The 8,713-nt window shown below is 68.7% G+C and carries 4 protein-coding genes; 2 read left to right on the forward strand and 2 right to left on the reverse strand.

The annotated features are described in order from the left end of the window. Positions 1-362: 362 nt before the first annotated feature. Positions 363-3,854: an indolepyruvate ferredoxin oxidoreductase family protein gene (locus QR78_RS22270; RefSeq protein ID WP_048429774.1), complete on the reverse strand. Its 3,492-nt coding sequence runs from the start codon at positions 3,852-3,854 to the stop codon at positions 363-365. Between the two features lie 406 nt (positions 3,855-4,260). On the opposite strand from QR78_RS22270, the gene QR78_RS22275 reads away from it, so the two are divergent. Beyond that, a complete protein-coding gene (locus tag QR78_RS22275; RefSeq protein WP_048429775.1) occupies positions 4,261-5,292 on the forward strand; it encodes a cysteine synthase A in 1,032 nt (343 codons plus the stop codon). Position 5,293: 1 nt separating this feature from the next. Here QR78_RS22275 and QR78_RS22280 read toward each other — a convergent pair whose 3' ends face one another. After that, entirely contained in the window at positions 5,294-6,958 is a 1,665-nt protein-coding gene (locus QR78_RS22280; protein ID WP_048429776.1) for an alpha-amylase family protein, read from the reverse strand. A 260-nt stretch (positions 6,959-7,218) separates the two neighbouring features. Here QR78_RS22280 and urtA point away from each other — a divergent pair, with 260 nt between their 5' ends. Next, positions 7,219-8,511: an urea ABC transporter substrate-binding protein gene (gene urtA, locus QR78_RS22285; protein WP_048429777.1), complete on the forward strand. Its 1,293-nt coding sequence runs from the start codon at positions 7,219-7,221 to the stop codon at positions 8,509-8,511. Positions 8,512-8,713: the final 202 nt, after the last annotated feature.

Consider the following 8,713-nt stretch of genomic DNA (forward strand, 5'->3'; position numbering starts at 1 on the left):
AGGGGTGGGGGTGGTGCCGGAGTAGCCTCGCGCTCTACGCGGCACCACCCCCACCTCCAACTCCTCCCCACAAGGGGGAGGAGAGGCGCATTACCTTTGAGGGGAAAGCTCTCGAACCGAGAAGTGTGAACACGCCAGCCTCTGCGGGGGAGGGTGGCCTGCGGAGCAGGCCGGGAGAGGGGAACCACGCTTCCGGATATGGCAGAGCCGTTCTGGCGGGCGCTCCCTGGATCAACGTCGCGCTGCCCCTCTCCCGGCCCCTGCCGACGCAGGGTCCACCCTCCCCCGCAGAGGGGGGAGGGTTGAGGCGCGCCTTTTCTTTTCCCCGGTCAGCCATGCCCTTGTGGGTCGGAGAGAGCGCTCTACTCCGCCGCCGTCGCGAGCGGGGCCTCTTGGCTGCGGAAGCGAGCCAGCAACGCCGCCTCCTCGTCCCGCACCGCCTCCAGGTTCTTCGCCTTCACCGGCCCGTAGCCGCGGATGCGCTGGGGCAGGCCGGCCAAGCCCACCGCCGCGGCGTGGTTGGCGGGCGTGAGGTCGCGGGCGATCTCGGTGAGCAGCGCCTCGAAGTCCTGGACCAGCCGCCGCTCCTCGCGCCGCTCCCGCGTGTAGCCGAACGGGTCGAGGGCGGTGCCGCGCAAGGCCTTCATCCGCGCCAGCATCCCGAACGCCGTCATCATCCAGGGCCCGAAGGTCATCTTGCGCGGCCGGCCGGTGGCGGGGTCGCGACGAGCGAGCAGCGGCGGGGCGAGGTGGAACTCGTAGCGAAGATTCTCGCCCTCGAAGGTGCGCTGGACCTGAGCCTGGAAGCTGCCGTCGGTGTAGAGCCGCGCGACCTCGTACTCGTCCTTGTAGGCCATCAGCCGGAACAGCGAGCGGGCGGCGGCGTCGGTCAGGGCCGACTGGCCGGGCACGATCGCCGATTCCCGGGACCGCAGGGCCGAGATGGCTTGGGCGTAGCGCGCGGCGTAAGCCGCGTCCTGATAGGCGGTCAGGAAGGCGACGCGCTTGGCGATCACCCCGTCGAGATCCGGCGCCAGGTCCGGGGCCGGAGCCTCGACCGCCCGCATCGTCTCGGGGTGGGCCGCGGCGCGCCGGCCCCAGGCGAAGGCGGCGCGGTTCATCGCCACCGCCTCGCGGTTGAGCTCGATCGCCTTCAGGAGCGCGTCCCGCGACAGCGGCACCCGCCCGCGCTGCCAGGCGAAGCCCAGCATGAACATGTTGGCGGCGAGCGCATTGCCGAGCAGCGAGACCGCGAGGCTGGTCGCATCGGTGAAGTCGGCGCGCTCGCTTCCTGCGGCCTCGCGGATCGCCCGCTTGATCCGCTCGGCCGGCAGCGAAAAATCGGGCCGGCGGGTGAACTCGCCCGGCATCACCTCGGCGGTGTTGACGACGAGGTGGGTGCGACCTCTGGCGATCGCCGACAGCACCTTGCGGTTGCCGCTGACGACGAGGTCGCAGCCGAGCACGAGGTCGGCGGCGCCCGCCCCGACCCGGATGGCGTGGATGTCCTCCTGGCGGTTCGCCAGACGGACGTGGCTGAACACCGCGCCGCCCTTCTGGGCAAGGCCGGCCATGTCGATCATGCCGAGGCCCTTGCCCTCGAGATGGGCCGCCATGCCGAGGATCGCCCCCACCGTCACCACGCCGGTGCCGCCGACGCCGGTGACGATCAGGTTGTAGGTGCCGTCGATCGCAGGAATCGCCGGCTCGGGGATCCCCGCATCCGGCGCCGCGTCGGTCGCCACCGGGACACCGGCCGGCGTGCTGCGGGGCTTGGCGCCGTGCACCGTCACGAAGGACGGGCAGAACCCCTTCACGCAGGAAAAATCCTTGTTGCAGCTCGACTGGTCGATGCGGCGCTTGCGGCCGAACTCGGTCTCGACCGGCTGCACCGCGACGCAGTTCGACTGCACCGAGCAGTCGCCGCAGCCCTCGCAGACGAGTTCGTTGATGATCACCCGCTTGTCGGGATCGGGATAGGCGTTGCGCTTGCGCCGGCGGCGCTTCTCGGAGGCGCAGGTCTGGTCGTAGATCATCACCGAGACGCCGGGCACGGTGGCGAGCTCGCGCTGCACCGCGTCCAGCTCGTCGCGGTGGTGGATCGTGAGCCCGTGCGGCCAAGCGACCGTCGAGGGGTACTTGTCCGGCTCGTCGGTGACGAGCGCGATGCGCTCCACCCCTTCCGCCCGCACCTGCGCGGCGATGCGGTCGACGGTGAGCCCGCCCTCGTGCGGCTGACCGCCGGTCATCGCGACCGCGTCGTTGAACAGGATCTTGTAGGTGATGGTGGTTCCGGTATCGACGGCCCATCGCAAGGCCAGAGAGCCTGAATGGTTGTAGGTGCCGTCGCCGAGATTCTGGAAGACGTGGCCGCGCGTCGAGAAGGCGTTCTCGCCGATCCAGTTCGCGCCCTCGCCGCCCATCTGGGTGAAGCCGTCGGTCTCGCGGTCCATCCACTGCGCCATGTAGTGGCAGCCGATGCCGGCATAGGCCCGCATGCCGTCGGGCACCTTGGTCGAGGAATTATGCGGGCAGCCGGCGCAGAAATGCGGGATCCGGGCCGCGATGTCGGCGGTCTGGGCCAGCCGCTCCTGCGCCCCCTTGAGCCGGGCGGCGCGCCCCGCGAGGTCGTCGTTGCGGTGGTAGCGCAGCAGCCTCTCACCGAGCGCCACCGCGATGTCGTTGGGATCGAGCGCGCCCTTCACCGGGAAGAGCCAGTTCCCCGCCTCGTCCCGCTTGCCGATGCAGACCGGCTGGTGGGCCGACCCGTACAGCTCCTCGCGCAGCTGCACCTCGATCAGCGAGCGCTTCTCCTCGACCACCATCACGAGGTCGAGGCCGTCCGCGAACGCCGCGAGTTCGCGCCGCGACAGCGGCCACGGGCAGGCGACCTTGTAGAGGCGCAGGCCCATGTCGTTGGCCTTGACCTCGTCGAGGCCGAGATCGTCCATCGCCTGGCGCACGTCGAGATAGGACTTGCCGACCGTGATGATGCCGATCTTCGGCTGGCGCCCGCCCGAGAGCACGATGCGGTTGAGGTTGTTGGCGCGCACGAAGGCCAGCATGGCGTCGCGCTTGAAGTCCTGGAGGCGGGCCTCCTGCTCGAGGATGCCGTCCGGCGTGCGGATGTTGAGCCCGCCCGGCGGCATGAGAAAATCGTCGGGGAGAACGATCTTCACCCGGTCGAGGCGGGCATCGACGCTCGCGGTCGATTCGATGTTCTCCTTGATGCACTTGAAGGCGACCCAGGTGCCGCAATAGCGGCTCATCGCGTAGCCGTAGAGGCCGTAATCCAGGATCTCCTGCACGCCGGCCGGGTTCAGGATCGGGCTCATGACGTCGACGAAGTGGAACTCCGACTGGTGCGCGACGGTGGAGGATTCCGCCGTGTGGTCGTCGCCCATCAGCGCCAGCACGCCGCCGTGGCGCGAGGTGCCGGCCATGTTGGCGTGGCGAAACACGTCGCCGGAGCGGTCGACGCCCGGGCCCTTGCCGTACCAGAGGCCGAACACGCCGTCGTGGCGGCCCTCGCCCCGCATCTCGGCCTGCTGCGAGCCCCACAGGGCGGTGGCGGCCAGCTCCTCGTTGAGGCCGGGCTGGAAGACGATGTTGGCGGCGTCGAGGACTTTCTTCGCCCGGACCAGGTTCTGGTCGAGCCCGCCGATCGGCGAGCCGCGATAGCCCGACACGAAGCCCGCGGTGTCGAGCCCCGCCGCCCGGTCGCGGGCCTGCTGCATCAGCAGCATCCGGATCACGGCCTGGGTGCCGGTGACGAAGACCTGATCGCGGGAGAGATCGTACTTGTCGTCGAGGCTGACCGGCCGAAGGGACGGGGTGGTCGCGGGCGAACCCATCGCGTGTTCCTCCTCGCGCGGTGGGGGCCGGTTCCTCCGGCCTCTCGGGACCACGCCGATTACGTCAGGAAGGCTGACATTTGCGGGGACGGGCGTCAACGCGGCCTGGAGGCATTCCAGGCAACTGAAGCGCGCAGGCGAGGGATGAGAGAGTCCGTGTGCCGGTATCGCTCGCCCGAGGAGCTTCACCCACGGGCCCATCGTCCTATGGCTTCCCTTTCCCGGATCTCCTTCCGCTTCGCCGCACTCGTCCGGGAAAGGGGAATGGCTTGCGATGGGATGACGGCGCGCTCGTCTCGTGGCTCCTGGCGCCGCCCCGAGCCGTCAGCCTTGCCGCCCACCCGGTTTCGCGGCATCACCGTCACCCCCGCGGGTGCAAGGCCCGCCAGCCCCGGATGACCCCGCGATGATCCGCCCCGACATCCTCGCCGCGATCGGCGGCACGCCCTTGATCCGCCTCAAGCGCGCCTCGGAGGAGACCGGCTGCACCATCCTGGGCAAGGCCGAGTTCATGAATCCGGGCCAGTCGGTGAAGGACCGCGCCGCCCTGTCGATGGTCGAGGCGGCCGAGCGCGCCGGCACCCTGCGGCCGGGCGGCACCATCGTCGAGGGCACGGCGGGCAATACCGGCATCGGGCTCGCGCTCGTGGGGGCCGCACGCGGCTACCGCACCGTGATCGTGATCCCCGACACCCAGTCGGCCGAGAAGAAGCAGGCGCTGCGGCTCGCCAGGGCTGACCTCGTCGAGGTGCCGGCGGTGCCGTTCGCCAACCCCAACAACTACGTGAAGGTGGCCGGCCGCCTCGCCGAGCGGCTCGCCGCCACCGAGCCCGGCGGCGCCTTCTTCGCCGACCAGTTCGACAACCTCGCCAATCGCGAGGCCCATATCGCCACGACGGGTCCCGAGATCTGGGACGCGACCGGGGGCAAGGTCGACGGCTTCATCTGTGCGGCCGGCACCGGCGGCACGCTCGCCGGGACCGCGGCGGCCCTGCGTGCCCGCAACCCCGGGGTGGCGATCGGGCTTGCCGATCCCGACGGCTCGGCGCTCCATCCCTACTACGCCACCGGGGAACTCAAGGCCTCGGGCAACTCGATCACGGAAGGCATCGGCCAGGGCCGGATCACCGGCAACCTCGAAGGCTTCCGTCCGGACGTGTCGTTCGGCATCCCGGACAGCGAAGCGCTGCCGCTGGTCTTCCGCCTGCTGGAGGAGGAGGGCCTGTGCCTTGGCGGCTCCTCGGGCATCAACGTGGCGGGGGCGATCCGGCTCGCCCGCCATCTCGGCCCCGGCCACACCATCGTGACGATCCTGTGCGACTACGGCACCCGCTACGCCTCGAAGCTGTTCGACCCCGACTTCCTGCGCGCCCGCGACCTGCCGGTGCCGCACTGGCTCGCGGCACCCCGGACGATCGATCCGGGGCTGGTGGGGTGAGTCAGATCTCGCTGCGCCGCAGCAGGTAGTCCAGGCCTCCGACCCGGAACCACCGATACCCGTAGCCCTCCATGAGCACCCGGTGGCAGCCGTCGTCGTTGGCGAGGCTGCGCTGGCCGGTCAGCAGGTCGATCAGGTTGCGGCCGTCGCCGTCGAGGCCGGTGGCGAAGGTGATCTCCTTCGGCTCCGGCGACAGGTTGTGCAGGCACAGCACCGCGTTGTTGCGCCAGTCGTAGCGCAGGGCGAGGATCCCGGTATCGCCTGTGTCGAGCGCCGTGAAGTCGCCCCAGCCGATCTCCGGCACCTCCTTACGCATGCGGATGATGCGCTCCATCCAGTTGAGGAGCGATTCCGGCGCGCAGCGCTGAGCCGCCGCGTTGACGTGGCTGAAGGCGTACGGGCCCTCGTGGATCGGCGGCGATTCCGGGTTGTCGTTCAGGCTGAAGCCGCCCTGGGGCTCGTGCGACCACTGCATCGGCGTGCGGGCGCAATCGCGCTCGGGCAGCGAGAGGTCGTCGCCCATGCCGATCTCGTCGCCGTAGCGCAGGACCGGGGTGCCCGGCAGGGTGAACATCAGGCTGTAGGCGAGCTCGATCCGGCGCCGGTCGCCGCCGAGCATCGGCGCGAGGCGGCGGCGGATCCCGCGGTCGTAGAGCTGCATCTCGGGCTCGGGGCCGAAGGCCTGGAAGACGGTCTGGCGCTGCTTCTCGGTGAGCCGGCCGAGGTCGAGCTCGTCGTGGTTGCGCAGGAAGATCGCCCATTGCGCCGAGGGCGGCCGGTTCCAGGTCTTCTGCAGCGCCTTGACCAGGGGGCGCGCATCGGCCGAGGCCAGCGCGTAGAACAAAGCCTGGTTGACCTGGAAGTTGAACATCATGTGCATGCGGTCGGCGTCGTCGCCGAAATAGTCGAGGTCCTGGCGCGGCAGGATGTTGGCCTCGGCCAGGATGATCGCGTCGCCCTGGCGCCATTGCAGGAACTCTCGGAAGAGGCGCAGGAGCTCGAACTGCTCGCGCGGCTCCCCCGAGACCTCCGGCCCCTTCTCGGCGATGACGAACGGCACCGCATCCATCCGGAAGCCCGACACGCCGAGCTGGATCCAGAACCCCATGATCTTCAGGATCTCGGCCTGGACGTGGGGGTTGGCGGTGTTGAGGTCGGGCTGGAAGTCGTAGAAGCGGTGGAAGTACCAGGCCTTGGCTTCCTTGTCGTAGGTCCAGGTGCTCTTCTGCACGCCCGGGAAGACCACGCCCTCGTGGGCGTTCGCCGGCTTGGTCTTCGACCAGACGTACCAGTCGCGGGTGCGGGCGTCGGGGTCGGAGCGGGCGGCCTTGAACCAGGGATGCTGGTCGGAGGTGTGGTTGACCACGAGGTCGATCAGCACCCGCATCCCGCGCTGCTTGGCGGCATGCGTGAAGGCGACGAAATCGCCGAGCGTGCCGTAGCGCGGATCGACGCCGTAATAGTCGGCCACGTCGTAGCCGTGGTCGCGCCCCGGCGAGGGCTGGAACGGGTGCAGCCAGATCGCCGTCACCCCGAGGCCGAGCAGATAATCGAGGCGACGTTCCAGTCCCTCGAAATCGCCGATGCCGTCGCCGTTGGCATCCATGAAGGAGCCGACCGAGAGGCAGTAGATCACCGCGTTCTTGTACCAGAGGTCCTCGATCACCCCGGTTCTCCTCACGCCTCGTCGATTGTGGCTCGACTGGACAATTAGGGCAGGCGCGGCGCGAGCGTAGCCTTGGCGCCGGCCTAGGCAGAATGGCGCCAAGGCAGGCAGATTGGGTGGCGAAACGCGGGCAAACGGCCCCGAAATCCGGCGCATGCCCACAAAATAAGCCTGGAGCGGCGGGAACCTTTTCGAAAAATTCCTTGGCACGAGCTTTGCGGATCGCTGCCCGGCCGCATCGGCCCAGGGAGACGATGACGATGACGTGGAAGGGTTGGCTCTCGCGCGCTGCGGTCGCGGGCGGCGTGGCACTCGGCACGCTGGCGAACACGGCCGCCTCGGCGCAGGAGACCATCAAGGTCGGCATCCTGCACTCGCTCTCGGGCACGATGGCGATCTCCGAGACGACGCTCAAAGACGCCATGCTGATGCTCATCGACGAGCAGAACAAGAAGGGCGGCGTGCTCGGCAAGAAGCTCGAGGCGGTGGTGGTCGATCCGGCCTCGAACTGGCCGCTCTTCGCCGAGAAGGCGCGCGAGCTGATCGCCAAGGACAAGGTCTCGGCGGTGTTCGGCTGCTGGACCAGCGTGTCGCGCAAGTCCGTGCTGCCGGTGTTCAAGGAGCTGAACAACATCCTGTTCTACCCCGTCCAGTACGAGGGCGAGGAGAGCGAGCGCAACGTGTTCTATACCGGCGCGGCGCCGAACCAGCAGGCGATCCCGGCGGTCGACTACCTGATGTCGGAGGATGGCGGCGGCACCAAGCGCTGGGTGCTGGAGGGGACCGACTACGTCTACCCGCGCACCACCAACAAGATCCTCGAAGCCTACCTCAAGTCGAAGGGGGTGAAGGACGAGGACATCATGATCAACTATACCCCGTTCGGCTTCTCGGACTGGCAGACGGAGGTGTCGAAGATCAAGGCGTTCGGCTCGGCCGGCAAGAAGACCGCGGTGGTCTCGACCGTCAACGGCGACGCCAACGTGCCGTTCTACAAGGAGCTCGGCAACCAGGGCATCAAGGCCACCGACATCCCGGTGATGGCCTTCTCGGTCGGCGAGGAGGAGCTCGCCGGCATCGACGCCAAGCCGCTCGTCGGCCACCTCGCCGCCTGGAACTACTTCGAGTCGATCAAGACGCCGGAGAACGAGGCGTTCATCAAGCAGTGGCAGGCGTTCAAGAAGAACCCCAAGGCCGTCACCAACGACCCGATGGAAGCGAGCTACATCGGCTTCAACATGTGGGTGAAGGCGGTCGAGAAGGCCGGCAGCACCGATCCCGACAAGGTGATCGACGCGCTGCCCGGCATCGAGCAGGCGAACCTCACCGGCGGCACCGCCAAGATGCTGCCGAACCACCACATCACCAAGCCGGTCTTCATCGGCGAGATCGAGGCCTCCGGCCAGTTCGACGTGGTGTGGAAGACCAAGGACCTCATCCCCGGCGAGGCGTGGTCGAAGCAGCTCGAGGGCTCGAAGGACCTCGAGGCCGATTGGGTGAAGCTCAAGTGCGGCAACTACAACACCCAGACGAAGAAGTGCGGCGGCGCGTAAGGCGCCTGACGATAGGCCTCTCCCCCGGAAGGGGAGAGGCTGCAAGGGGATGCCTCCTGGCTCCCCTTTCCCGGACGACTGCAGCGCCAGCGGAAGGAGATCCGGGATCCAGCAAGAGAAGCGCCGCGAAGCGGCTCTGCAAACTGCGACGTTGCAGACGAGCGGACGCTTCGCGGCGTCTCGTGCTGGATCCCGGATCTCC

This window comes from Methylobacterium indicum, from assembly GCF_001043895.1.
Taxonomy (GTDB): domain Bacteria; phylum Pseudomonadota; class Alphaproteobacteria; order Rhizobiales; family Beijerinckiaceae; genus Methylobacterium; species Methylobacterium indicum.